Here is a 24,252-nt window from a genome sequence, read left to right as displayed (position 1 = left end):
CCTCAGCCGGTCTTCGTCAGCGCCTGTTCCAGGTCCGCCCACAGGTCCTCCACGTGCTCGATGCCGACCGACAGCCGGACCGTGCCCGCGCCGATGCCGGCCGCCGCGAGCGCCGTCGCGTCGAGCTGGTGGTGGGAGGTGGACGCCGGGTGCATCACCAGCGTCTTCACATCGCCGAGGGAGACGCTGAGGGAGGCGAGTCGTACCGCCTCGACGAAGGTACGGCCCGCCTCCCGGCCGCCCGCGAGGTCCACCGAGACGACCCCGCCGCCGCCTCCGGGCAGCAGACGCGCGGCGATGGCACGGTCCGGGTGGCTCGCGAGGGCCGGGTGGCGGACGGCCTCGACCGCCGGGTGCGCTTCGAGCCGGGCGGCGAGCTCGGCGGCGCTCGCGCACTGGCGCTCCATGCGCAGGGAGAGGGTCTGCATGCCGCGCAGGGTGAGCCAGGCGGCGAACGGGTCGGTGGACGCGCCCTGTTCGACGGCGTGGTGGCGGACGCGACCGTACAGCTCGGTGTCCTTGAAGACGGCGATGCCGCCGAGGACGTCCGCGTGTCCGGCCAGGTACTTGGTGGCGGAGTGGACGACGATGTCGGCGCCGTGGTCGAGGGGGCGGCAGAGCAGCGGTGAGGCGAAGGTGTTGTCGACGGCGACGGGGACCCCGGCCTCGGCGGCGACGGCGGCGAGCGCGGGGACGTCGGCGACGCGGGTGGTGGGGTTGGCGATGGTCTCCAGGTAGAGGAGCCGGGTCTCGGGGCGCAGGGCCGCCCGCACCTCCTCCGGGTCGGTGCCGGAGACGTACGTGACGTCGACGCCCCAGCGGGCGGCGAGGTCGGTGAGGACCGCGTACGTCCCGCCGTACAGGCAGGTCTGGGCGATGACGTGGTCGCCGCTGGAGAGCAGGCCGAGGAGGACGGCGTTGATGGCGCCCATGCCGGAGGCGAAGGACCGGGCGGCGGCGCCGCCCTCCAGGCGGGCGACGGCTTCCTCCAGGGCGCGGACGGTGGGGTTGCCGTGGCGGGCGTAGAGGAAGGTGTCCGGGGAGGTGAAGCCCTCGGCGAGGGCGTCGGCCGAGTCGAAGGCGAAGACGTGCCCCTGGTGCAGGGGGATGCCGAGGGGCCTGCTGCCGGTGATCTCGACGTGGGGCGGGTGGACGGCGAGCGTCTCGGGGCGGATGTCACTGCTCATGAACTCATTCTGGGGAGGCGTCGGTTGCCCTCACAGGTCCAATCCCGGCAGATTGGTTCGGCGATGATCTGACAGCCCGCCCCCGCCCCCGCCCCGCCCTCGCCGAGGAATCGTTCATGCACCTCCACGTCACCCCCTTCGACCTCCGGGCGTGGAGGGAGGGGAACCGGCACGACCACCGGGCCGGCTGGCAGGGGGTGTCGGCGGAGTTCGGTGAGATCACGCTGACCTGTCCCCTGCCCCGTACCTCTCCCGAGTCGCTCGTCTCGGAGGTGCGCGGCGGTCGGCTGCCGACCGCCTCCTTCGAGGCGCGCGGGCCGCACGTCGAGGGGATGAGGCTGCCGGGCCTGAACCGGTCCACGCTGCGGGTCGGCGACCGGGTCGTGTACGTGACGCGGAACCGTTTCGGCGCCACCCTGGAGCAGCGCGCCCTGGAGATGCGGCACGCGGGCGACCACTACCGGCTCGCGGCCCTCGACAGGCACGGCTACGTCCTGACCCGCGCCGCGGACGACGAGGACCCCGGCGTCCGGATCACCGTCCGCGAGACCGGGCGCGGCAAGGGCCACAGGCTGTCCGTGCACGTCGACGGGCGTGCCGAGGGCGGGGATCTGGCCCTCGGTCTGGTCTTCGCGGGCGTCGACCGGTCCGCCCTGACCCGGATCGGCGCGGTGAGGGCGGGCCTGGCCCGCGCCACCCATTTCTGGACCGAGTCCCAGTACTGAGCCGGGGCTAGTCGGCCCTCGGTCCGTACGCCTCGAAGTCGATGACGTCCAGCGGGTCCTCGTGGGGGCGTACGAGGCCGGGGAGGCCTTCCGTGCGGAGTTCGCCGCGCAGCCAGGCGAGGAGGGTCCCGGTGAGGGTGCCGGTGAGCGGCGGGCCCTGGTCGGCGTGGCGCGGGATGACGATCAGCGGCCAGTCGTCGGGGGTGTCGCCCTCGGTGAGCCAGCACAGCTGGTCGCCGTCGATGGAGTCGGCGAAGGGCAGGAAGCCGCCGGGTTCGGGCCAGACGGCCAGCGGGTGGTACTGGGGGTGGTCGGCGCGCAGGCCCCGGTAGGCGTCGCCGTACCACTCCTCCGTGCCCGCCAGGTCGTACCGGCCGGTGCCCAGCGGCACGCTGAGGCGCAGCCACTGGCACACCTCCCCGCCGCCGTACGTCTCCATCAGGCGGACGTACTCGGTGGGCAGGCGGGTGCCGAGGCGTTCGTACAGCCACTCCCAGCTCTCCGTGCCGAGGTACGGCTCGGCGGGCGGCGGGAGCAGGGCGGTGAGCGTGTCGAGTCCGGTGCCGCCGGAGACGAGCGCGGCCCGCTGCTCGGGGGTGGGTTCGGGGCGGCGGGGCGGCGGGGTCCAGGCGGTCAGCTCGCCGGCGGCGACGCCGCTGCGGGCGAGGTGCGGGCGCAGTCCGTCGGAGACGAAGCCGGTGAGGGTGGGCAGGAGGGTGGTGCCGGGGCGGAGCCAGGGGTCCTTGCCGGCGTTCGCGAGGTTCTGCACATGGACGACGACGGGCCACCGGTCCGGGTCGTCGGACGCGGTCGTGTCCCAGTAGAGGGTGTCGGCCATGCGGGTGGCGCCGAAGGGGAGGACGCCGGGGGCGGCGCGGCGGCCGCCCTCGACGAAGCTCCCGTAGTCGAAGAGGCGCGCGTCGCTCGCGAAGGGGGTGTGCAGCCAGAGTCGTTCGCCGATGTCGAGGGGGCCGTAGGCGGTGGCCACGGCCTTGTAGTCGGCGGGCAGCCGCAGGCCGAGCCACTCCTCGACAGCGTCCCAGTCGACGGGCGGGGCGGGCTCCTCGGGCGGCGGGCCGAAGAGTGCGGCGAAGGCGGCGAAGGCCGCCTTCTCCTGGTCGTTCACGAGGTGCCTCTCCACGGATCCGAAGGGGTTCAGGCGCGGCGGTTGCGCGGGGGCGCGATCCCCAGCACCCGGTCCTTCAGCGCGGGGAACTCCTCCCTCGTCGTGCGGACCTTCGCCGGGTCGAGGACGACCCGCAGGATCTCCTCGTCCGGGCCGGCCTCCGCGAGGGTCTCGCCCCAGGGGTCGACGACGATGGAGTGCCCGGCCTGCTCCACGCCCGCGTGGGTGCCGGCGGTGCCGCAGGCGAGGACGTACGCCTGGTTCTCGACGGCCCGGGCCCTGGCCAGGAGGGTCCAGTGGGCGCGGCGGCGGGCCGGCCAGCCGGCCGGGACGACGAAGGCCTGGGCGCCCGCGTCGACGAGGCCGCGGAAGAGTTCGGGGAAGCGCAGGTCGTAGCAGGTGCCGACGCCGACGGTGAGGGTCGGCAGGTCGACGGTGACGAGGTCCTCGCCGGCGGCCATGAGGACGGCCTCGCCCTTGTCGAAGCCGAAGCGGTGGATCTTCCGGTAGGAGGCGACGAGTTCGCCGTCGGGGGAGAGGACGAGGGAGGTGTTGTAGAGCGCGCCGCCCTCCGCCTCGACGAAGGAGCCGGCGTGCAGCCAGACCCCGGCGTCGCGGGCGGCGGCCGCCATGGCGCGGTGGGTGGGGCCGTTCAGCGGTTCGGACTCGGCGGCGAAGAGGTCGGACGCGAACGCGCCGACGGTCCACAGTTCGGGCAGTACGACGAGGTCGGCGCGGCCGGATTCCTCCCGTACGAGACGCGCCACGCGGGCACGACGGGCTTCGACCGGTTCGTCCGGGTCTACCGCGATCTGGATCAGCGAGGCGCGCACACTACCACCGTCCTGGCATTCGAGCCGTCAACACCGGCCTACGATCGTCACACGAAAGCACTGCCGGGGTGCCTTCGGGCAGCGTAACTTAGCGTCCGAGCCTCCCACCCAGTCGTGTTTTCAGCCCGCGCACCGAAGAACCGCCGAGGGGTCCCGTGACCGTCCATCCCAGCCTCCAGAACTACGCCGACGCCTGGACCCATTCCATCGAGGCGATAGCCGAGCTGGTGCAGCCGCTCGTGGAGGGCGAGTGGAACCGGCCGACCCCGTGCATCGGCTGGTCGGTGCGGGACATCGTGTCCCATGTGATCGGCATGGAGACGGAGATGCTCGGCGATCCGCGGCCGATCCACTCCCTGCCCCGCGACCTGTACCACGTACGCAGTGACTTCGCGCGCTACATGGAGGTCCAGGTCGATGTGCGGCGGCACCACACGGCTCCGGAGATGACCTCGGAGCTGGAGTACATCCTCATCCGGCGGGCCCGGCAGCTCCGCAACGAGTCCCGCTCCCCCGAGCATCTGATCCGCGCTCCCCTCGGCGCCGAGCAGTCCCTCGAACTGGCCTACCGGGATCGTGCCTTCGACGTGTGGGTGCACGAGCAGGACCTGCGGACGGCGCTGGGCGTGCCGGGCAACCTGGACTCGGCCGGTGCGCTGGTGGCCCGTGACGTGCTCCTGGAGGCGCTGCCGAACGTGGTCGCGAAGGACGCCGGGGCGCCCGCGTCCTCGGCGGTGGTGCTGGACGTGACCGGCCCGGTGGAGTTCCTGCGGACGGTACGGGTCGACGCGGAGGGCCGCGGTTCGATCGACGGCGCGCCGTCGCTGGGCCCCGCGGTGACGCTGGCGACGGACTGGGAGACGTTCGTCCGGCTCGCCTGCGGCCGGGTTCGGCCGGCCGAGGTGGCCGACCGGGTCAAGACCGAGGGCGATGCCGACCTCGCGGCGGCGATCCTGGACAACTTCGCGGTGACGCCCCGGTAGATCGCGGCGCTCTCCATACGGGGCGCGGTGACTCCCGGTAGATCGCGGCGCTCTCTACACGGGCACGTGCACGGCCTCGACGCGGCTCGCGACGAGCCGTTCCCGTTCCCTGCGGTGGGTGCGGGCCTTGAGGCGCAGGATCTGCACGATGCCGAGGGTCTCCAGGACGAAGACCGAGGAGAACGCGATCCGGTAGTTGCCGCCGGTCGCGTCGAGCAGCACGCCCACGGCGAGCAGCGTCGTCATCGAGGCGACGAAGCCGCCCATGTTGACGATGCCGGAGGCGGTGCCCTGACGCTCCGGCGGGTTGGCCGGGCGGGCGAAGTCGAAGCCGATCATCGAGGCCGGTCCGCAGGCGCCGAGGACCAGGCAGAGGGTGACGAGCAGCCACATCGGCGCGTGGCCGGGGTACGCGAGGGTGGTCCCCCACAGCAGGGCGGTGGCCGCGACCGTACCGAGGGCGAGCGGGGCGCGGGCCCTGTGGTGGCGGGCGATGATCTGCCCGTACGCGAGGCCGACGACCATGTTCGAGAGCACGACCAGGGTGAGCAGGGTTCCGGCGGTGGACCGGGACAGGCCCTGCGCCTCGACGAGGTAGGGCAGGCCCCAGAGCAGCAGGAACACCATGGCCGGGAACTGGGTGGTGAAGTGCACCCACAGGCCGAGCCGGGTACCGGGCTCGCGCCAGGACTCGGCGATCTGGCGGCGGACGAAGGCGGCGCCCGCGTGGGTGGAGGGCTCCGGCTCGTACCCCTCGGGGTGGTCCTTGAGGAGGAGCAGCAGCAGGACGAGGACGAGGACGCCGGCGAGGGAGCTGCCGACGAAGGTGGCCGTCCAGCCGAAGCCGTGCAGGGCGCGGGCGATGAAGACGGTGGAGACGAGGTTGCCGGCCATGCCGATGAGTCCGGCGAGCTGGGCGATCAGCGGGCCGCGGCGGGCGGGGAACCAGCGGCCGCCGAGCCGCAGGACGCTGATGAAGGTCATGGCGTCGCCGCAGCCGAGGAGGGCGCGGGAGGCGAGCGCGGTGCCGTACGAGGGTGAGAGAGCGAAGCCCAGCTGGCCGATGGTGAAGAGGACGACGCCGAGGGTCAGGACCTTCTTGGTGCCGAGCCGGTCGACGAGGAGGCCGACGGGTATCTGCATGCCGGCGTAGACGAGCAGCTGGAGGATGGAGAAGGTGGAGAGCGCGGAGGCGTTGACGTCGAAGCGGTCGGCGGCGTCGAGTCCGGCGACGCCCAGGGACGTACGGAAGATGACGGCGACGAAGTAGACGGCGACGCCGACGCCCCAGACGAGGGCGGCCCGCCTTCCACCGGGCGGATCGCCGGGCAGGCTGACCGTGCTCATCGGTCCTCACCCCGGACCAGGACCTTGACCCAGCTGAGGTGCTGGCGGACGCAGTGCGCGGCGCCCTCGACGTCGCCGGCCTTGATGCGGTCGAGGATCTCGGCGTGCTCGGTGATGTTCTTGGCGACGCGGTCGGGCTGGGACTGCATCACGGCGACGCCCATGCGCAGCTGGCGGTCGCGGAGCTGGTCGTAGAGGCGGGAGAGGATCTGGTTGCCGGCGTGCCGGACGATCTCGGCGTGGAAGCAGCGGTCGGTGACGGCGACTTCGGCGAGGTCCCCGGCCTCGGCGCGCCGCTTCTGCTCCTCCAGGAGCTCTTCGAGCCGGGCGATGAGGGTGACGGGGGCGGGCACGGCCCGGCGGACGGCGAACTCCTCGACGAGGAGCCGGGTCTCGACGACGTCGGCGATCTCCTGCGCGGAGACGGCGAGGACGAGGGCGCCCTTCTTCGGGTAGAGCTTGAGCAGCCCTTCCATCTCCAGCTTGAGCAGCGCCTCACGGACGGGGGTCCTGGACACCCCGACGGCCTGGGCGAGTTCGCCCTCGGTGAGGAGGGTGCCTCCCTCGTAGCGCCGGTCGAGCACGGCCTGCTTGACGTGCATGTAGACGCGGTCGGCGGCGGGGGGCTGCCTGGTGGGCTGGGGGGCGGGACCGGCGGGCGCTGATGGCATGCGCACAGCATAGATACAACAGAGGTGCAAGACAGGGCCCCGTCCGCATCGTGGACGGGGCCGGCCGTACGGACCGCGGACTCAGCCCGCGTTCTCGTAGCGGTAGTCGTAGTACTTCTCACCCGCGACGAGAACGGAGGTGAAATGGACCGGAATTCCGTCCGCATTCCGCTGGACCTCCTGCGAGGTCTGCCGCGTGAAACCGAGCGAGACCCCCGGGACCACCGGATTCTCCGGATTCTCCGCGTCGACCGTCCAGCCGCGCTCCGCCGCCCGCGCCAGGAGTTCGTCGGCCGGGACGCGGAACACGTCCTCGCCGTCGAGCAGGACCCGGGTCGAGGTCTCCCGCCCCTCGCCCGGCCACCACAGCTCGACCGCCGTGACGGTGTCCTCCTCCTCCAGGAGCACCTCCACGCCCACCTTGTCGCACTTCGCCGAGATGGTCACCAGGACACGGTTGGGGCGGGTGCGGACCCGGGGCTCGCCCCAGGGCGACACGGCCGCGACCGCCTCGTCGAGCGTCATCCCGAGCCGCACCGGCCCGACACCGTGCGGGGGTTCGAGCAGCAGGTCCATTCCCCACCCATGCCTTTCTATTTCAGGATGTCGTAGTCAATCGTCCAGCCGCGGTCTGCCAGCATTTTCTGGAATTTGCGGTTGTGTTTGAGGCTCTCGATCATATCGGCGATATGGGTGTCGTACTTGTCGCCGTACAGCTCCCGGATCTCGTTGATGTCCATCATCATCGCCTCGTCCCAGCGGCCCGCGTCGATGAGCGCCCGCTGGTCCGCACGCCACTGGTCGGCCTCCTTGCTGGAGCCGGTGCTCGTCACGCCGCGGTGGTCGTCGTACTCCATGCGGATCGCCGGGCCCATGCCCGCGCCGCCGCTCTTCGTCTTCCGGAAACCGGCCTGGTCGAGATGGGCGTAGGAGTCCTTCGCCGGGATGTGGTTGATCTCCATGTCGACGTCGGTGCGGCGCGTCCCGTCGTCGTTCTTGAGGTTCGCCGGCTGGAGTCCGCTGTACCAGCCGCCGTCCTCCGTGCACCCCTTGGCGATCAGGCCCTCGGGGTCCATCCGCACGTGCGGGTTGAGCACATAGGCGACCGGGTTGGGCGCCGCGCCGAGGCCGAGCGGGTCGGGGCTGGTGTAGCGGGCGGTCGCCGGGTCGTAGTGGCGGTGCAGGTTGTAGTGGAGGCCCGTCTCCGGGTCGTCGTACTGGCCGGGGAAACGCAGCGGGGTGTACGCGACGGCGTCCCGGTTCCAGGTGGTGTGGCCCCACACGGTGGTCCGGCTGTGCCAGGCGACCTCCCCGTCCTCGCCGACGAGTTCGCTCGGGGTGCCGATGAGGTCCGTGACGATCGCGAAGAAGCGGCTCTCCTCGGTGTCCGTGCGCTGCTCCAGCTGGGCGAGCGGCCGGCGGCCCTCGTACTCCCAGGTGAGCGTGGTGCCCTGGGCCGAGTCCGTCTGCTCGACGAGCCGGCTTCCGTCCCAGGTGAACCGGACCGAATGCACGACCGTCCGGCCGTCCTCCGCCATCCGGTGCTTGGCCGTGCGCCGGCCCAGCGGGTCGTAGGCGTACGTCCACAGCGTCCCGTCCGGTGTCCGGCAGGCCGTCAGCCGGTCCTCGGCGTCCCAGGTGTAGCGCCAGGTCTCCGGCTTGCGGGAGAGCCGGGTCCGCTGCCGCAGCACCACCCGGCCCGCGGCGTCGTACTCGTAGCGGACCGCGCCGGCCGCCAGGACCCGGGTGCCCCCGTAGCTGCGTGCGCCCCGGCCCTCGTCCCGCAGCGCCCGGTCCGGCCAGTCGGCGTGGGTCTGGTTGCCCAGGTCGTCGTAGGAGTAGCGCTCCGACCAGTCGTCCGCGGTCACCTCGGTCGGGCGGCCCACCACGTCGAGACCGAAGAGGGTGACACGGCCGGTCAGCCGGTCGGTCACCTCCTCCGGGCAGCCGTCGGCCCGGTAGGCGTAGCCGCGTGACCGCAGCTCGCCCTGGGGGCCCGTTAGGGTCTGCCCGGCCAGCCTGCCCGCCGCGTTCCACTCGGAGGCCAGCGTCACGGGCCGGTCGGCCTCGCCGAAGACCCGGCTGAGCTCACGGCCCCGGGCGTCCCGGCCGAAGCGCAGCACGCGCCCGCCGCTGACCAGCTCGGTGCGCTGCCCGGTGGGGTCGTAGGCGAAGGTCGACACCGCGCCCGTGGGCGTGGTGCGGCGCACGACCCGGCCCGCCGCGTCCCGCTCGTACCGCAGGGTGCGGCCGTCGACGGTCTCGGCGAGGACCCGGCCCAGGGCGTCCCGTTCCAGCGTCAGGGTGGAGTCGGGTGCCGTGACCGAGGTGATCCGGCCGGCGGCGTCGTAGGTGTAGCGCGTGGTCCGGCCGGCGATCTCCTTGGTGAGGAGCCGGCCGCAGGCGTCGTACGTGAGGGTGGTGGTGTCGCCGAGCGGGCCGGTGCGTCCGACGAGCCGGCCGCAGGCGTCGTAGGCGTAGCGGACGGTGCGGTCGTCGAAGTCGGTCTCGGCGACCAGCCGGCCGGCCGCGTCGTAGACGTACGTCCAGGTCAGGCCCTGCGGGCCGAGGACCTCGGTGAGCCGGAGCTCGGTGTCGTAGCGGAACGCGTAGCGGGCCCCGTCCGCGCCCGTGCGGGCCGTGAGCAGGTCGAAATGGCCGTACTCGAAGCGGGTGGTGGCGCCGGTCGCGTCGGTGTGGGAGGCGCAGTTGCCCTCCTCGTCCCAGGTCCAGCTCTCGGTGCTGCCGTCCGGGCCGGTCAGGTGGGAGAGCCAGCCCTCCGGCGTCCACTCCATGGCGGTGACGGCGCCGGTGGGGTCGGTGCCGCGCACCGGGCGGCCGTAGGCGTCACGGGCGACGGCGTAGCTGTGGCCGAGGGCGTCGGTGGCGGTGAGGGTGACCCCGGCGTCGTCGGTGGTGAAGCGCTCGGTGGCGCCGTCCGGGCCGGTGCGTGCGGTGAGCGCGCCGAAGGCGTCGTGGGTGAAGCGGGTCACCGCGCCGTCCGGGGCGAGGAGTTCGGTGCGGTTGCCGCGCGCGTCGAAGGTCTGGCGCCAGGTCGTGCCGTCCGGTCCGGTGACCGCGACCGGCAGGTGCAGGGCGTCGTAGGCGGTGGTGGCCTCGGTGCCGTCGGGGAAGCGGATACGGGTGAGGTCGGCGTGGTCGTCCCAGGTGAAGTGGGCCTCGTTGCCGAGCGGGTCGGTGCGGGAGAGCAGGTTGTCGTGGCGGTCCCAGCTCCGCAGCACCGTGTTGCCGAGCGGGTCGGTCTCGGCGACGACCTGGCCGAGCTCGTTGAGCCGGACGACCGCGACGGCCCCGGTGGAGTCGGTGAAGCGGGTGAGGCGGTGTCCGGTGGCGGCGTCGGTCTCGTAGGCGAAGCGGGAGGAGAGGAAGCCGTCGGGGCCGATGGTCTCGACGACCCGGCCGGCGGCGTCGTACACGTACCGGTAGACGGCTCCCTTGCGGTTCGTCCAGGAGGTGACGCGGGCCTGGTCGTCGTAGGTGAACCGGAGCGGGCGGCCGGAGCAGTTGGTGACGGTGTCGAGGTTGCCGAAGGGGTCGTACCCGAAGGAGGTCAGGGTCCTGGCCCCCTCCGGGGCGTACAGGGAGAGGCCGGTGACCCGCCCCGCCTCCGGGTCGGTGAGGACGAGGGCGCGGTAGCCGCCCTCGTGGACGACGGAGGAGGGCAGGCCGTCGTCGCCGCGCTGGATGTGGACGACGTTTCCGTGCCGGTCCTCGATCGAGCGGAGCCAGTAGTAGAGCGTGCCGCGGAACGGGTTGCCGGTGTAGTGGCGGGTGAGTCCGGCGTGCGGGTCGCGCAGCGCGTACGTGACCTCGCCGAGCGCGCCCGCGTCGGCGAGCGAGAGCGGCAGCCGGGCCCCCTCGACCGGCCACACCTCGTCGTCCTCGCCCTGCGGGAGCCTCGGGTAGACGAGCACGGAGCCGTCCTCGCGGGCCAGGAGCGCCCCGCCCCGGGGGTCGAGCTCGATGCGTTCGTCGAGGGTGGAGGCCCAGCTGCGGCCGAAGAGCTGGCCGTAGCGGTAGCCGGAGAGGTGGGTGCGGCGCAGGATCAGGGGCAGGACGCCGGGCAGGGCGAGGTCGGTCTGGGCGAGGATCATCTCGCCGGAGGCGATGTCGACCGGGTCGGTCGCGCAGCGGCGGGTGTTGACGGGGGTGCCCTTGCCCCGCGGGTCGTCCTTCGCGTCCTTCATCGAGTCGGGCTTCACGGCGGACGGGCCGCGCTTGTCGTTCGGGCCGCCGCCGGGGCCCTTGCCGCCGCCGTCCTCGTGCTTGCGGCGCTCGTTGGCGAGGCGGACGCGCACGTCGTCGTCGTGGTTCTTGTGGTCGACGGAGATCTGCTTGACCGCCTTGGGGAGCGTCTTGCCGACGTGGTCCCCCATGGTCGTGGCGGACTTGGCGAGGGCGTCCATCGCCTTGTCGAGGACCGGGTCGAGGGCCTGCGCGATGGAGTCGCGGCCACGGGTGCGGCCGTGGTGCGACCTGGCCTTGGTGAGCTTCCCGCTGGTCTTGCCGTGGATGGCGACGCTGACGCCGTTGAGCTGGGTGCCGGCGTGGTCGTGCTCGGCATGGTCGATGGAGAAGCCCTTGCCCCCGCCGGGACCGCCGCCCGAGCCGCCCGCGGAGGCGAGCTTCAGGGCGTCCTTGGAGGACTGCACGCCGTCCTTGAAGCCGTCCGCGCCCGCCTGCTTGGCCTGATCGAGGTTCACCCCGTCCTGGAGGCCGAGGGCGGTGGCGCCGAGCTGGACGACGAGGTCGGCGGCGAGGTTCTCCAGGGCGGCGACGGCCGGCTCGGTCATCGCCGAGACGATGTAGGAGACCGCCTCCTCCATGCACTCCTTGATGAGGCGCTTGACCACCTCCTGGGTGGCCCGCATCGCGCCCGCGCCGATCAGCGCGGAGAGCCCGCCGGTGACCGGGATGAGGGAGAGGGCGATACCGGCTTCCGAGGCCAGATAGCCGAGTTGGACGAGAGCCGCGCCCTTCATGACCTCGACGGCCACCGCGGCGGCGTCGACACCGTCGGCGATGGTGCGCGCCGCCGAGGCGATGTCCTTGATGTGCTTGTCCTTGACTTTGCCCCAGTGACCGTTGAGGGCGTCGAGGGCCTCGCCGTGCCCGGAGGAGAGCAGCCGCTGCACATGGTTGTTGGCGAGCTGTCCGTCGTCCTCCAGGTCGTCGGCGAATTCCCGTAGGGAGTCCGCCATGTCCCGGTAGGCGTCCTCGTCCACATTGGGCCAGGCCACGCCTATGAGGTCGAGGAGCGTGTCCGCCCAGCCGGGCACCGTGACCGCCATGCTTCCCCCTGTGCGTCCGTGTGGTTCGTCTCGTTCGCGAAGCGGAACAGTCCTACCACGGAGAAGGACGCGGAAACGCATCCGGCGGTGGCATGAGCCACCGCCGGATGTTTCACGTGAAACGGACGAACCTCGCCACTACGCCCAGGTGATGAGCCTCTTCGGGTTCTCCAGGATCGCGGCGACGTCCGCCAGGAACTTGGAACCGAGCTCGCCGTCGACCAGGCGGTGGTCGAAGGAGAGGGCCAGCGTGGTCACCTGACGCGGCTTCACCTTGCCCTTGTGGACCCACGGCTGGAGCTTGATCGCACCGACCGCGAGGATCGCGGACTCGCCGGGGTTCAGGATCGGCGTACCGGTGTCGACGCCGAAGACGCCGACGTTGGTGATGGTGAAGGTGCCGCCCTGCATCGCCGCCGGGGTCGTCTTGCCCTCGCGGGCGGTGGCGACGAGCTCGCTCAGGGACTTCGAGAGCTCGGGCAGGGTCTGGGCGTGCGCGTCCTTGATGTTCGGCACGATCAGACCGCGCGGGGTGGCCGCGGCGATGCCCAGGTTCACGTAGTGCTTGAGGACGATCTCCTGCGCCGCCTCGTCCCAGGCCGCGTTGATGTCCGGGTTGCGCTTGGCCGCGACCAGGACGGCCTTGGCGATGAGGAGGAGCGGGTTGACCCGCAGGCCCGCCATGTCCTTGTCGGACTTGAGCTCCTCGACCAGCTTCATCGTGCGCGTGATGTCGAAGGTCACGAACTCGGTGACGTGCGGCGCGGTGAAGGCCGAGCCGACCATCGCCGCCGCCGTGGCCTTCCGTACGCCCTTGATGGGGATACGGGTCTCCCGGGCGTCCGCCGAGACGGCGGGCGCCGGGGCCGGCGCGGCCGCGGGGGCCTGGGCGACGACCGGGGCCGTCTCCACCACCGGGGCGGGGGCCGCCGCGCGGTGGACGTCCTCGCGGGTGATGATCCCGTCCGGGCCGGTCGGGGTGACCGACGCCAGGTCGACGCCGAGGTCCTTGGCGAGCTTGCGCACCGGCGGCTTGGCCAGCGGGCGGGCACCCGCGGGGGCGTGACCGTTCAGCTGCTCGGGAACCGACGGTACGGAGACGGGCGCAGCGGCCGTCGCCTTGCGAGCCCGGCGCTTGGTGGAGCTCGCGGCCACGCCGTAGCCGACGAGGACCGGCTGGCGGCCCTCCGGCTCGGCGGCCTCCGGCTCGGCCACCGGCTCCGGCGCGGGGGCGGCGGCCACGGCCGGCGCGGCCGGCGCCTCGGGAGCGGCGCCGCCGCCGACGTTCACCGAGATGATGACCTGGCCGACGTCGACCGTGGTGCCCTCGGGGAAGAGGATCTCGTGGACCGTGCCGTCGAAGGGAATCGGCAGCTCGACGGCGGCCTTGGCCGTCTCGACCTCGATCACGACCTGCCCGTCGGTGACGGTGTCACCGGGCTGGACGTACCACTTGAGGATCTCGGCCTCGGTCAGGCCCTCGCCCACGTCGGGCATCTTGAATTCGCGGATCGTCATCGTGCTCTCCTCAGTACGCCAGCGAGCGGTCGACGGCGTCGAGCACGCGGTCCAGGCCCGGCAGGTACTCCTCCTCCAGGCGCGCCGGCGGGTACGGCGCGTGGTAGCCGCCGACCCGAAGGACGGGGGCCTCCAGGTGGTAGAAGCAGCGCTCGGTGATGCGGGCGGCGATCTCCGCGCCGGAGCCGAAGAACACCGGGGCCTCGTGGACGACCACCAGGCGGCGGGTCTTCTCGACCGAGGCCTGGATGGTGTCGAAGTCGAGCGGCGAGATCGAGCGCAGGTCCACGACCTCGATCGACTTGCCCTCCTCGGCCGCGGCGGCGGCCACCTCCAGGCAGGTCTTCACCATCGGGCCGTAGGCGACGAGGGTGAGGTCCGTGCCCTCGCGGGCGACGCGGGCCTTGTGCAGCTCGCCGGGGATGGCCTCGGTGTCGACCTCGCCCTTGTCCCAGTAACGGCGCTTGGGCTCGAAGAAGATGACCGGGTCGTCGCTCTGGATCGCCTGCTGGAGCATCCAGTAGGCGTCGGAGGAGTTCGCCGGGGTGACGACCTTGAGGCCCGCGACGTGCGCGAAGAGCGACTCGGGGGACTCGGAGTGGTGCTCGACGGCGCCGATGCCGCCGCCGTACGGGATGCGGATGACGATCGGCATCTTCACCGTGCCGAGCGAACGGGCCCGCATCTTCGCCAGCTGGGTGACGATCTGGTCGTACGCCGGGAAGACGAAGCCGTCGAACTGGATCTCCACGACCGGCCGGTAGCCGCGCAGGGCGAGGCCGATCGCGGTGCCGACGATGCCGGACTCGGCGAGCGGGGTGTCGACCACCCGGTCCTCGCCGAAGTCCTTCTGCAGACCGTCGGTGATCCGGAAGACACCGCCGAGCTTGCCGACGTCCAGGCCCATGATGACGACCTTGGGGTCGGTCTCCAGGGCCTTGCGCAGCGACTCGTTGAGCGCCTTCGCCAGGGGAAGCTTCTGAACAGCCATGATTACTCGGCCTCTCCGCCCTCGAAGGACGCCTGGTAGGCGGCGTACTGTGCGCGCTCCTCGTCGACGAGCGCGTGCCCGTCCGCGTACACGTTGTCGAACATCGCCATGTGGTCCGGGACGGGCATGGCGCGGACGACCTCGCGGACGTGCTTGCCGAGAGCCTCGCTCTCCGCCTCCAGCTCCTCGAAGAAGGCCGCGTCGGCGTGGCCCTCGTTCTCCAGGTACGCCTTGAGGCGCAGGATCGGGTCCTTGGCCTCCCAGGCCTCGCGCTCCGCGTCGCGGCGGTAGCGCGTCGGGTCGTCGGAGGTGGTGTGGGCGGCCATGCGGTAGGTGAACGCCTCGATGAGCGTCGGACCCTCGCCGCGGCGGGCGCGCTCCAGGGCGGAACGGGTCACGGCCAGGCAGGCCAGGACGTCGTTGCCGTCGACGCGGACGCCGGGGAAGCCGAAGCCGCGGGCACGCTGGTAGAGCGGGACGCGGGTCTGCTTCTCGATGGGCTCGGAGATCGCCCACTGGTTGTTCTGGCAGAAGAACACGACCGGGGCGTTGTAGACCGCGGAGAACACGAACGACTCGTTGACGTCGCCCTGGCTGGAGGCGCCGTCGCCGAAGTACGCGAGCACGGCGGAGTCCGCACCGTCCTTGGCGATGCCCATGGCATAGCCGGTGGCGTGCAGGGTCTGCGAGCCGAGGACGATCGTGTACAGGTGGAAATTGTTGCTGTTGGGATCCCAGCCGCCGTTGTTCACGCCGCGGAACATTCCCAGCAGATTCGTCGGGTCGACCCCACGGCACCAGGCGACGCCGTGCTCGCGATAGGTCGGGAAGACGTAGTCGTCGTCGCGCAGCGCCCGGCCGGAACCGATCTGTGCGGCCTCCTGGCCGAGCAGCGAGGCCCACAGGCCCAGCTCGCCCTGACGCTGCAGGGCGGTCGCCTCGGCGTCGAAACGGCGGGTGAGGACCATGTCGCGGTAGAGACCGCGCAGCTCCTCGGCGCTCAGGTCGATGTCGTACTCGGGGTGCTGAACGCGCTCCCCCTCGGGCGTCAGCAGCTGAACGAGCTCGGGCTCCGTGGCCGTGGTGGCCGTCGCCTTCTTGGTGGTGCTCGTGCTCGCGCTTGCGGTGCGCTTGGTGCCGCTGCTGCGTCGCGTCGTCTTGCGCGCGGCAGTGCTCTCCACGGTCACGTGCGTGCTCCTCCGTCGGTCCGGCCTCCGGGTTCGCCGGTGAGGCCAGTGCGGCTCCGCCTTGTCCGTACCTTCGCACGGGGTGGGTGCGACGCGGCCGGAGTCGGGCGTGACAGGTGCCCCGGCGAGCGCCGTCATAGGCACGTTACCCATTACGCGGCATTCCCGCGAAACCCCACTTGACCTGCGATTTTGCTTGGATTTCCAAGTAAATCGAGAAATGGGGGAAGCGCTGCTGGTCAGCGCATGGACAACGACCCGACGCCGTCGTCGGAACACCCGGCACGTTATCCCGCGCACCCCGGGCGCCGGAAGACCCAATATGTGAGACTGACTGCGTGCGCGAAGAAGGAAAAATCCGGGTATTTCTGCTGGACGACCATGAAGTCGTCCGGCGCGGGGTCCACGAACTGCTCTCCGTGGAGGACGACATCGAGGTGGTCGGCGAGGCCGGGACGGCGACGGACGCGCTGGTCAGGATCCCCGCGACCCGCCCGGACGTCGCCGTGCTCGACGTCCGGCTGCCCGACGGCAGCGGGGTGGAGGTGTGCCGGGAGATCCGCTCGCAGGACGAGTCGATCAAGTGCCTGATGCTGACCTCGTACGCGGACGACGAGGCGCTCTTCGACGCGATCATGGCCGGGGCCTCGGGTTATGTCCTCAAGGCCATCCGGGGCAACGAACTCCTCAACGCCGTGCGGGACGTGGCGGCCGGCAAGTCCCTGCTCGACCCGGTGGCCACCGCCCGGGTCCTGGAGCGGCTGCGCGACGGCAACAACCCGAAGAGCGACGACAAGCTCGCCAACCTGACGGAGCAGGAGCGGAAGATCCTGGACCTGATCGGCGAGGGCCTGACCAACCGGGTCATCGGCGAGCGCCTCCACCTCGCGGAGAAGACCATCAAGAACTATGTCTCCAGCCTGCTGTCGAAGCTGGGCATGGAGCGGCGCTCGCAGGCCGCGGCGTACGTGGCGCGGCTCCAGGCCGAGCGCCGCTGACGAGCACCCGGCCCCGGTCTCACCCGTACCGGCCAGGCCGGGGCCGACGGCCCGCTTTCGGGACCTACGTCCCCGTCGAACCGGGGCAGGGGCCCCTTTTCCGACACGGTGCCGGTGGCGGAGAGTGGAAACCATGCCCACCGACGAGATCCGCGCCATCGAGTTGCTCAGCCGTGTGTCGTACGGCCGGGTGGCGACGAGCATGCGGGCGATGCCGTTCGTCGCCCCCGCCCGCCACATCGTCTCCGACGGCCGCGTCCTGCTCCGGATGCACCGTGGCCTCGGCTACCACCGCGCGTGCAACGGCAGCGTCGTCGCGTACGGCGCGGACAACTTCGACTCCGGCGCCGACCACATCTGGTCCGTGCAGTTCACCGGCACCGCGGAGATCGTCGAGCCGACGGACGAGGAGCTGGCGGCCTTCGGGCCCGAGCCCGTGCGGGTGGACGGCGAGCCCTTCACCCCGGTGTTCATGCGGATCGAACCGCAGTTCGTGACGATCCACGAGCTCGACTACAGCGGCCACGCGGACACCGGGGCGCACTCCGAGAGCCCCTCCGGAACGCCCGCCGAAAGCCCTTCCGGAGCGCCCGCCGAGGCCCGATCCGCGGAGCGACCCCTCCACCACGCAGCGTGATCTAACATCTGCGGAGTGCCGCGCTCATCTGTACTCCTCGCTCCGCCCGTAGGCCACCTCCTGCGCCGCTACCGGGACGTCGGCGAGCCCCTCTCCTGCGTCCCCGTGACCGAGGGCCTGCTCAACCGCGGCTACCGGCTCTCCACCACCCGCGGCGCCTACTTCCTCAAGCAGCACCTGGACGCCCCCACCTCCGACCGGGCCACCATCACCCGCCAACACCGGGCCACCCAGCGCCTGCACGCCCTCGGCCTGCCCGTGGCCCCGCCGCTCCCCGACAGCCGGGGCCGCACGGTCGCGCTCGTCGGCGGCCACTGCTACGCCCTGCACCCCTGGGTCGACGGCCGCCACCGCGACGGCGCCCAGCTCTCCACCGGCTGCTCACGGCGGCTCGGCACCCTCCTCGGCCGCGTCCACACCTGTCTGGAGCAGGTCATGGAGTCCCCGCCGCCGGGCGGCGAGCACGAGAGCGCCCGCCCCGAGGACACCTTCCGGGCCATCGAGGAACTGCTCCGCCTCGCCCGCGCGCACCGCCCCCGCGACAGCTTCGACGCCCTCGCCGAGCACCGGCTCAGGGAGCGGCGCCGGCTGCTCGCCCAGCACGCCCACCACCGGCCGCCGCCCGCGTCCGCCGCCGGCTGGGTGCACGGCGACTTCCATCCGCTGAACCTGCTGTACCGGGGCGCGGAACCCGCCGCGATCGTCGACTGGGACCGGCTCGGGGTCCGCCCCAGGGCCGAGGAGGCGGTCAGGGCCGCCGCGATCTTCTTCGTACGGCCCGAGGGGGAGCTGGCCCTGGAGAAGGTACGGGCGTACGCGCGCGCGTACCGGCGTGAGACGGGCGCGGACGGCGCCGAGCTGGCGGCGGCGGCGCACCGGGTGTGGTGGGAGCGGCTCAACGACTTCTGGACCCTGCGCTGGCGCTACCAGCTGCACGACCGCAGGGCCGACCCGCAGTTTCCCGCGGTGTCGGCCCTGGCGGTGTGGTGGACGCGTGAGTACGCGGCGGTCCGCGACGCCTTCGCCGGCTGAGCCGCCGGCGGGGCGTCAGCGGGTCAGCCGGTCTCGGCGCCCGTGCCCGTCGTCGGGGTGTCCGGGTTGCCGTTGCCGCCGGTGGTGTCGTCGGTCGGCTCGCCCGTCGGCTCCGTGGGGTTGCCGGTCGGCGGCGCGGTCGTCTTCGTCGGCGGGTTCGTCGGCTGGGTCGGCGGCGCGGTCGTCGGCTGCGTCGGCGGTTCGGTCGTCGGCGTGCCCGTGGGCTCGGTCGGCGTCTGCGTCGTCGGCGGGGTCCAGGTGTCCTGGGTGCCGCCCGTCGACGTGCCGGGCTCCTCGGTGGGCTCCTGGGAGGGCTCGTCCGAGGCCGTGGGCTCCTCGGAGGCCGTCGACGGCGAGTTGGTGACGGTCGTCGTCGGCTTCACCGTGCCGTTGTGGTCGTTCGCCTTGTCGACCGCGTACACGACGCCGGCGACGACCGCGATCAGCGCGAGCGCGGCGAACAGCCACACCTTGCCCCGGCCGCCCCGGCCGCCCCTGCCGCCGTTGCCTCCGCCGTATCCGCCCTGGCCGTAGCCGCCGGTGCCGCCCGTGCCGCCGTCGTACCCGCCGTAACCGCCGTCGTCCGGGTTCATCGGCGGGAGGATCGGGCCCTGCGCGGTCTCGCCGTGCATCGGGTGGCCCATCGCGGTCGTCGCGGCCATGCCGCCGCCCGGGGTGTGCCCGCCCTCGTAGATCTCGACCGGCCCGGTGTTCCACGTGCCGATGTGGCCGCCCTGCTGCTGGAGCATCTGCAGGCCGTACTGGATGAGGCCGCGCATCTCCTCGGCGCTCTGGAACCGGTCGTCCGGGTCCTTCGCGAGCGAGCGCATCACCAGGCCGTCGAGCTCCGGCGGCACGGACCCCGTCACCTCGGACGGCGGGACCGGCGCGTCCTGCACGTGCTGGTACACGACGGACAGCGGGGTCTCGCCGGTGAAGGGAGGACGCAGCGCGAGGAGTTCGTAGAGCAGGCAGCCCGTCGCGTACAGGTCGGAGCGGTGGTCGACCGCCTTGCCGAGGGCCTGCTCGGGGGAGAGGTACTGCGGCGTGCCCATGACCATGCCGGTCTGGGTCATCGTCGACTGCGCGCCGTGCAGGGCGCGCGCGATGCCGAAGTCCATGACCTTCACCGCACCCGTGTGCGTGATGATCACGTTCGCCGGCTTGATGTCGCGGTGCACGATGCCGTGCTGGTGCGAGTAGGCCAGCGCCTCCAGGACCCCGGAGACGATGATGAGCGCCTGCTCGGGACCGGGCGCCTCGGCGCTGAGCAGCAGGTCGCGGATGGTGCGGCCCTCGACCAGCTCCATCACGATGTACGGCACGGGCCGGCCGCCCACGAGGTCCTCGCCGGAGTCGTACACGGCGACGATGGCGTGGTGGTTGAGCCCGGCGACGGACTGCGCCTCACGGGTGAAGCGGGCCTTGGAGACCGGGTCCTCGGCGAGGTCGGCGCGCAGCAGCTTGACGGCCACGGTGCGGCCGAGCCGTACGTCCTCGGCGGCGAAGACCTCCGCCATGCCGCCGCGGCCCAGACGGTGCGTCAGGCGGTACCGGCCGTCGCCGACGACGCCGCCCTCGCCCCACGATTCCGCCGACGCGTCCGGCACACCGTTACCTGCTCCGGAATCGGGTGCCATCAGTCCTCGCCGTCGTCTGTCGTGCCGTGTCCAGTCGTCACGCTACAGGCTCCGTACGACACCACGGTCCGAGATGGACCGGCCATCCAACCCCCTCGACGTACACCTGTGCAAATTCGACGGGGTTTCCCCCCAGAGTGCGGAAACGCTTCGGAGAAGCTTCCTGTGCGGAGGGTCACGGAACGGGTACCGAACCGGTGCCCGGCTTGACGTGTCACTGCCCTACGGCAGACTTGCGCCAGGAAATTCCGGATCAACGCCGCCACGCGCGCGTAGGGGGAAGCACAGATGAGCCAGGACGGCGCACAGGGCCGCTATGCGGGCGGTTCGGTCGCGGGCGGCCGGTACCAGCTGCGTGACCTGCTCGGCGAGGGCGGCATGGCGTCGGTGTACCTGGCGTACGACAGCGCTCTCGACCGGCAGGTCGCCATCAAGACGCTGCACACGGAGCTCGGCCGGGAGCAGTCCTTCCGCGAGCGGTTCCGGCGCGAGGCGCAGGCCGTCGCCAAGCTGTCGCACACGAACATCGTCTCGGTCTTCGACACCGGCGAGGACACCCTCGACGGCGCCGTCATGCCGTACATCGTCATGGAGTACGTGGAGGGGCAGCCGCTCGGCTCGGTCCTCGCCGCGGACGTCCAGCAGTACGGCGCGATGCCGGCCGACAAGGCACTCAAGGTCACGGCCGACGTCCTCGCGGCCCTCGAGGTCAGCCACGAGATGGGCCTGGTCCACCGCGACATCAAGCCGGGCAACGTGATGACGACCAAGCGCGGCGTGGTCAAGGTCATGGACTTCGGCATCGCGCGGGCCATGCAGTCCGGGGTCACCTCGATGACGCAGACCGGCATGGTCGTCGGCACCCCCCAGTACCTCTCCCCCGAGCAGGCCCTCGGCCGCGCGGTGGACGCCCGCTCCGACCTTTATTCGGTCGGCATCATGCTCTTCCAGCTGCTGACGGGCCGACTGCCCTTCGACGCCGACTCGCCGCTCGCCATCGCCTACGCGCACGTGCAGGAGGAGCCGGTCGCCCCGTCCTCCGTCAACCGCTCGGTGACGCCGGCGATGGACGCGCTCGTCGCCCGCGCGCTGCGAAAGAACCCGAACGAGCGGTTCCCGAGCGCGGCCGCGATGCGCGACGAGTGCCTGCGGGTGCTCTCGGCCGGCCAGACCGGCGCCCCGATGATCGTCCCGGGCGGCGGTCCGGTCAGCAGCGGTGCGGGCGTCGGCTCGGCGGTCTTCCCGCCGGTCGGCCAGACCCCGCCGCCGACCCCGCACCCCGGTGTGCAGCAGCCGTACATGCCGCCGACGCCGCAGCCCGGCCCGTACGGCCCCGCGACCCCGGCTCCCGCCCCGGCGTACGGCTACCCGCAGCAGGCGCCGACGCCCGCGCCGTACGCCCCGACCCCGGCCCCGGGGCCGTACGCGCCCACGCCGGCTCCCATGCCGGCGGCCATGCCCGGATCGGCCACGGTCGCGGGCGGCTCCGGCTCGTCCGGCTCCGGCTCCCGGCGGAACACCCCGGTGCTCATCGGCGCGATCGCCGTCGCGCTGCTCGCGATCGGCGGCGTGCTCGTCGCGTACAACATGAACAAGGACGAGCAGGACCCGCAGGCCGGCGGCACGGGCGGCACGGAGACCCAGCAGAGCGAGTCGGCGGCGCCCGGCCACAAGGGCCCCGACCTGACCAAGACGATCGACGTCAAGAAGTGCACGCAGCCTTCGGAGTCGAGCGACGACCCCTCCAAGTTCGAGGTCCCGAACTTCACCTACAAGAACATCCAGTCGGTGAAGGACTGCATCCGCGCGGCAGGCTGGAAGGTCATGTCCCAGACCCCCGTGGACGAGGCCACCTACGGCGAGGGCACGGTCCTGGAGCAGTACCCGCCGGCCGGTGAGGACATCACCGACGAGGACGCCGAGTTCACCCTCAAGATCTCGACGGGCAACCCGCCGCAGTAGGGCGAACCCTTCACAGGGAGCGGCCGGAGAACTCCGCCGCACATATTCCTCGAACACCTGAACATCAGCGAAGCTCCGCTTCTAGCATGGCCATGCCACGCAGCCTACGAACGGATCTTCCATGCGTATGCGCTCACGAATCTCCATCGCAGCGACGGTGGCCATGGCGACTGTGCTTCCCGTAACCATGGCTACCCCCGCGTCAGCCGCTTCCGTCTCCTGTTCCGTATCCGGCGCCTGGGGCAGCGCTACATGGACCTGGAACGGGAAGTACCGGATGGACAACCTGCAGCTCACGGCCAAGGACACTGCCTCCGACGGTCACCACCCGGCGGTCATGCTGGCCACCCTTCGAGCGGACGGGAGCCGGAGGGAGTGGCCCTGGCATCACAACTACGACGGCAACGGCACGTCGCGGACGTGGAGCACGTACGCCTATGACACTGCCGGCATCAGGAACGCCACCATCGAGGTGGCCAACTTTGAGGGCAGTACGTACCTCGTGGGATGCATGGCCGGCTCGCTGAACAATCCAAACTGGTAACTCCGTTTCAACAGCCGGACCCCCACCCGAATGCCGAGATCCACATGCGCCCGGATGCCGGAACTATTCCGACATGTGACGCTGAGTTGAACACCTCGGCGGCTCGGTACGGGAGGGGGTCACCCGGTGACTCCAGCACTCCGCAAGGCACGCGCGCGGGCCCTCCGCCCGGCGCTGACCTGTGCGTTCACCTGCGCCTGCGCCCTGTACGCCGCGCCCCTCGGGTACGGCGTACAGGCCCCCGGCGCCTCGGCGGCCCCCACTCCGGTGGCGACCGCGTCCTCGTCGGCCGCGTCGCCGGACGGCCCCTCCGCGCCCGCCTCCGCTTCCGCCTCCCCGGGCGCTTCCGCGGGGGGCACCCGCGCCCCCGCCTCTCCCGCGCCCGCGCCCACCGGCACCGGGGCGCCGTCCGCCCCGCCCGGGCCGAGCGCCGAGCCGTCCGACGCGCCCACCCCCAGCGGCTCCGCCTCCCTCGCGGGGCGGCCCGCCGGCGAGGGGCGGCCCCGACCCGGGCGCGGCGAGTCCGCGGCTCCCTCCACGACCGCCTCGGCGCCGTCGCCCGGCCCCTCACGTACCGAAACCGCTACAAGCTCGCGCGGGCGCGAGGCCGCCGAGGGGACCGGCGAGCCGGTACGTGAGGAGGACCCGGTGCCGCCCGGGGCGGCGCCCGCCAGCCTGCCCGCCGCGGCCCCCGGACTGGCGGCCGAGGCCGCGCCCACCCTCGTCGACCAGCGGATTCCCGTCCTCACCCTGGGCGTGGGGCTCGCCCTGATGGGGCTCGGCATCGGCTTCCTCGGGCTCCGGATGCGCCGCCGCTGAGCCCGCCGGGGCCACCGGGTCCTCCTTGAGTCGGACCTTCCGCATCCCTCCGAGGACGGTTGTCCGGCGCGGCATACCCGGTATACATACTGAGTATGTCGATCCGCCACGGGCTCCTCGCCCTCCTCGAACGCGGCCCTCGCTACGGCTCCCAGCTCCGTACGGAGTTCGAGTCCCGCACCGGCTCCACCTGGCCGCTCAACGTCGGCCAGGTCTACACGACCCTCAACCGCCTCGAACGCGACGGCATGGTCGCCCAGGGCGGCGAGGACGAGGCCGGGCACACGCTCTACGCGATCACCGACAGCGGCCGCGCCGAGCTCAGGACCTGGTTCGAGAAGCCGGTGGACCGCACCAGCCCCGCCCGCGACGAGCTGGCCATCAAGCTCGCCATGGCCGTGGGCGCGCCCGGCGTCGACATCCGCGACGTCATCCAGTCCCAGCGCCGGCACACCGTGAAGGCGATGCAGGACTACACCCGGCTCAAGGCGCAGGCCCTGCTCGCCGTCGAGAGTGGCGGCGGGGCCGGGGGCCGGGACGACGTGGCCTGGCTGCTCGTCCTGGAGCAGCTGATCTTCCAGACCGAGGCGGAAGCCCGCTGGCTGGACCACTGCGAGTCCCGGCTGATCCGCCTGTCGGCCGCTGCCGCCTCCCCGAGCACCCCGGCCTCCCCGGCTGCCACGGCCGCCACGGCCGTCCCGGGCACGTCGGCCTCGTAGCGCACTTCGACCACCGGTACG

Annotated in this window: 20 protein-coding genes; 9 read left to right on the top strand and 11 right to left on the bottom strand. The window is 72.1% G+C overall.

Annotated elements, in window-relative coordinates:
• Positions 1-2: 2 nt before the first annotated feature.
• On the bottom strand, positions 3-1,187 hold the full coding sequence (locus AC07AW_RS24200; RefSeq protein WP_478817529.1) for a trans-sulfuration enzyme family protein: 1,185 nt from the start codon (positions 1,185-1,187) through the stop codon (positions 3-5).
• A 116-nt stretch (positions 1,188-1,303) separates the two neighbouring features.
• On the opposite strand from AC07AW_RS24200, the gene AC07AW_RS24195 reads away from it, so the two are divergent.
• Entirely contained in the window at positions 1,304-1,912 is a 609-nt protein-coding gene (locus tag AC07AW_RS24195) for a hypothetical protein (RefSeq protein WP_478817528.1), read from the top strand.
• 7 nt (positions 1,913-1,919) lie between these two features.
• On the opposite strand, the gene AC07AW_RS24190 is transcribed toward AC07AW_RS24195, so the two are convergent.
• The gene (locus tag AC07AW_RS24190) at positions 1,920-3,038 is read right to left on the bottom strand and encodes an SMI1/KNR4 family protein (RefSeq protein WP_478817527.1); all 1,119 of its coding nucleotides are present in this window, start codon (positions 3,036-3,038) and stop codon (positions 1,920-1,922) included.
• Between the two features lie 29 nt (positions 3,039-3,067).
• Positions 3,068-3,871 carry a carbon-nitrogen family hydrolase gene (locus AC07AW_RS24185; protein WP_478817526.1) on the bottom strand — a complete coding sequence of 268 codons (804 nt, stop codon included), beginning with the start codon at positions 3,869-3,871 and terminating at the stop codon, positions 3,068-3,070.
• A gap of 155 nt (positions 3,872-4,026) precedes the next feature.
• On the opposite strand from AC07AW_RS24185, the gene AC07AW_RS24180 reads away from it, so the two are divergent.
• Positions 4,027-4,854, top strand: a complete 828-nt coding sequence (locus tag AC07AW_RS24180; protein ID WP_478817525.1) for a maleylpyruvate isomerase family mycothiol-dependent enzyme — start codon at positions 4,027-4,029, stop codon at positions 4,852-4,854.
• A gap of 54 nt (positions 4,855-4,908) precedes the next feature.
• Here AC07AW_RS24180 and AC07AW_RS24175 read toward each other — a convergent pair whose 3' ends face one another.
• The 7 genes from AC07AW_RS24175 to pdhA form a co-directional block, all read right to left on the bottom strand.
• Positions 4,909-6,201 carry an MFS transporter gene (locus AC07AW_RS24175; protein ID WP_478817524.1) on the bottom strand — a complete coding sequence of 431 codons (1,293 nt, stop codon included), beginning with the start codon at positions 6,199-6,201 and terminating at the stop codon, positions 4,909-4,911.
• Positions 6,198-6,872, bottom strand: a complete 675-nt coding sequence (locus AC07AW_RS24170; protein ID WP_478817523.1) for a GntR family transcriptional regulator — start codon at positions 6,870-6,872, stop codon at positions 6,198-6,200. Before AC07AW_RS24170 ends, AC07AW_RS24175 begins: the two co-directional genes overlap by 4 nt.
• An 81-nt stretch (positions 6,873-6,953) precedes the next feature.
• Positions 6,954-7,448 (bottom strand): hypothetical protein, encoded by a 495-nt coding sequence (locus AC07AW_RS24165; RefSeq protein WP_478817522.1) that lies wholly within the window; start codon positions 7,446-7,448, stop codon positions 6,954-6,956.
• A 17-nt stretch (positions 7,449-7,465) separates the two neighbouring features.
• Positions 7,466-12,184 carry a DUF6531 domain-containing protein gene (locus AC07AW_RS24160; protein WP_478817521.1) on the bottom strand — a complete coding sequence of 1,573 codons (4,719 nt, stop codon included), beginning with the start codon at positions 12,182-12,184 and terminating at the stop codon, positions 7,466-7,468.
• A 138-nt stretch (positions 12,185-12,322) separates the two neighbouring features.
• Complete coding sequence (locus AC07AW_RS24155) at positions 12,323-13,702, bottom strand: dihydrolipoamide acetyltransferase family protein (protein ID WP_478817520.1); 1,380 nt, start codon at positions 13,700-13,702, stop codon at positions 12,323-12,325.
• A gap of 10 nt (positions 13,703-13,712) precedes the next feature.
• Entirely contained in the window at positions 13,713-14,693 is a 981-nt protein-coding gene (locus AC07AW_RS24150) for an alpha-ketoacid dehydrogenase subunit beta (protein WP_392158851.1), read from the bottom strand.
• 2 nt (positions 14,694-14,695) lie between these two features.
• Positions 14,696-15,880 (bottom strand): pyruvate dehydrogenase (acetyl-transferring) E1 component subunit alpha, encoded by a 1,185-nt coding sequence (pdhA, locus tag AC07AW_RS24145; RefSeq protein WP_392158850.1) that lies wholly within the window; start codon positions 15,878-15,880, stop codon positions 14,696-14,698.
• A 338-nt stretch (positions 15,881-16,218) separates the two neighbouring features.
• On the opposite strand from pdhA, the gene AC07AW_RS24140 reads away from it, so the two are divergent.
• The 3 genes from AC07AW_RS24140 (at position 16,219) to AC07AW_RS24130 (ending at position 18,547) form a co-directional block, all read left to right on the top strand.
• Positions 16,219-16,878, top strand: a complete 660-nt coding sequence (locus tag AC07AW_RS24140; protein ID WP_478817519.1) for a response regulator — start codon at positions 16,219-16,221, stop codon at positions 16,876-16,878.
• A 133-nt stretch (positions 16,879-17,011) separates the two neighbouring features.
• Positions 17,012-17,515 carry a pyridoxamine 5'-phosphate oxidase family protein gene (locus AC07AW_RS24135; RefSeq protein ID WP_478817518.1) on the top strand — a complete coding sequence of 168 codons (504 nt, stop codon included), beginning with the start codon at positions 17,012-17,014 and terminating at the stop codon, positions 17,513-17,515.
• A gap of 15 nt (positions 17,516-17,530) precedes the next feature.
• Positions 17,531-18,547 (top strand): phosphotransferase, encoded by a 1,017-nt coding sequence (locus tag AC07AW_RS24130; RefSeq protein WP_478817517.1) that lies wholly within the window; start codon positions 17,531-17,533, stop codon positions 18,545-18,547.
• 23 nt (positions 18,548-18,570) lie between these two features.
• Here AC07AW_RS24130 and AC07AW_RS24125 read toward each other — a convergent pair whose 3' ends face one another.
• Positions 18,571-20,187, bottom strand: coding sequence for a protein kinase domain-containing protein (locus tag AC07AW_RS24125; protein ID WP_478817516.1), 1,617 nt, complete (start codon positions 20,185-20,187; stop codon positions 18,571-18,573).
• A 288-nt stretch (positions 20,188-20,475) separates the two neighbouring features.
• Between AC07AW_RS24125 and AC07AW_RS24120 the strand changes: the two genes are divergently transcribed.
• The 4 genes from AC07AW_RS24120 to AC07AW_RS24105 all read left to right on the top strand — a co-directional run bounded on the left by AC07AW_RS24120 (position 20,476) and on the right by AC07AW_RS24105 (position 24,231).
• On the top strand, positions 20,476-22,149 hold the full coding sequence (locus AC07AW_RS24120; RefSeq protein ID WP_478817515.1) for a protein kinase domain-containing protein: 1,674 nt from the start codon (positions 20,476-20,478) through the stop codon (positions 22,147-22,149).
• Positions 22,150-22,426: 277 nt separating this feature from the next.
• Positions 22,427-22,693: a hypothetical protein gene (locus AC07AW_RS24115; RefSeq protein WP_376583438.1), complete on the top strand. Its 267-nt coding sequence runs from the start codon at positions 22,427-22,429 to the stop codon at positions 22,691-22,693.
• 126 nt (positions 22,694-22,819) lie between these two features.
• Entirely contained in the window at positions 22,820-23,512 is a 693-nt protein-coding gene (locus AC07AW_RS24110; protein WP_478817514.1) for a hypothetical protein, read from the top strand.
• 95 nt (positions 23,513-23,607) lie between these two features.
• Positions 23,608-24,231: a PadR family transcriptional regulator gene (locus tag AC07AW_RS24105; protein ID WP_478817513.1), complete on the top strand. Its 624-nt coding sequence runs from the start codon at positions 23,608-23,610 to the stop codon at positions 24,229-24,231.
• Positions 24,232-24,252: the final 21 nt, after the last annotated feature.

The sequence above is a fragment of the Streptomyces sp. NPDC044003 genome, assembly GCF_056435185.1.
This window is presented reverse-complemented; position numbering and strand designations above follow the sequence as displayed.